Annotated in this window: 1 protein-coding gene; it reads right to left on the bottom strand. The window is 67.4% G+C overall.

What is annotated here, in order from left to right; all coding sequences use genetic code 11:
• Positions 1-90: 90 nt before the first annotated feature.
• Positions 91-1,086, bottom strand: coding sequence for an ornithine carbamoyltransferase (argF, locus tag EIH26_RS08325; RefSeq protein WP_124061849.1), 996 nt, complete (start codon positions 1,084-1,086; stop codon positions 91-93).
• Between the last annotated feature and the right edge of the window lie 15 nt (positions 1,087-1,101).

The following is a 1,101-nucleotide window of genomic DNA, read 5'->3' as shown; positions in this document are numbered from 1 at the left end:
ACCATCAAGGCCGTCATGTACGCGACCCTGAAGTAAGACCCGCCCCGGACCGGGCGGCCCCCCGGGGGGCCGCCCGGTCCGGGGCGGGGCTTACTTCAGGGTCGCGTACATGACGGCCTTGATGGTGTGCATGCGGTTCTCGGCCTCGTCGAAGACCTTGGAGCGCTTCGACTCGAACACGTCGTCGGCGACCTCCATCTCGGTGATGCCGAACTGCTCGGCCTTCTCGGCGCCCACCGTGGTGTTGGTGTCGTGGAAGGCGGGCAGGCAGTGCAGGAAGATGGCTTCGTCGGAGGCGTAGCCCATGACCTGCTCGGTCACGCGGTAGGGCTCGAGGTTGGCGATGCGCTCGGCCCAGACCTCGTCGGGCTCGCCCATCGACACCCACACGTCGGCGTAGATCACGTCGGCGCCGGCGCAGCCGTCGGCCGGGTCCTCGGTCAGGCGCACGGTGCAGCCGTTCTCGGCGGCGATGGCCGAGCACTCCTCGACGAGGGCGGCGTCGGGCCAGTTGGTCTTGGGGGCGCAGCCCACGAAGTTCATGCCGAGCTTGGCGCACACGACCATCATCGAGCGGGCGACGTTGTTGGCGGCGTCGGCCATGAACACGACCGTGCGGCCCTTGAGGTCGTAGTTGAAGTTCTCCTGCATGGTCAGCACGTCGGCGAGCATCTGGGTGGGGTGCCACAGGTCGGTCAGGCCGTTCCACACCGGCACGCCGGCCTTGGCGGCCAGCTCGTCGACGTCCTCCTGCGCGAAGCCGCGGAACTCGATGCCGTCGTACATGCGGCCGAGCACGCGGGCGGTGTCCTCGATGGACTCCTTCTTGCCCATCTGCGACGAGCCCGGGTCGAGGTAGGTCACGCCCATGCCCAGGTCCATGCCGCCGACCTCGAAGGCGCAGCGGGTGCGGGTGGAGGTCTTCTGGAACAGCAGCACGATGTTCTTGCCCTCGAGGTAGCGGTGGGGCACGCCGGCGCGCTTCATGTCCTTGAAGTTCTTCGAGAGCTTGAGCAGGTACTCGATCTCCTCGGTGGTGAAGTCGAGCAGGCGGACGAAGCTGCGGCCGCTGAGGTTGACGCCCATGGTGGTTCCTTTCTC

Source organism: Gordonibacter sp. Marseille-P4307 (genome assembly GCF_900604965.1).
Classification (GTDB): domain Bacteria; phylum Actinomycetota; class Coriobacteriia; order Coriobacteriales; family Eggerthellaceae; genus Berryella.
This window is presented reverse-complemented; position numbering and strand designations above follow the sequence as displayed.

Coding starts and splice junctions, on each gene's coding strand:
- argF (WP_124061849.1), bottom strand. CDS start 1,086: ATGGGCGTCAACCTCAGCGGCCGCAGCTTCGTCCGCCTGCTCGACTTC.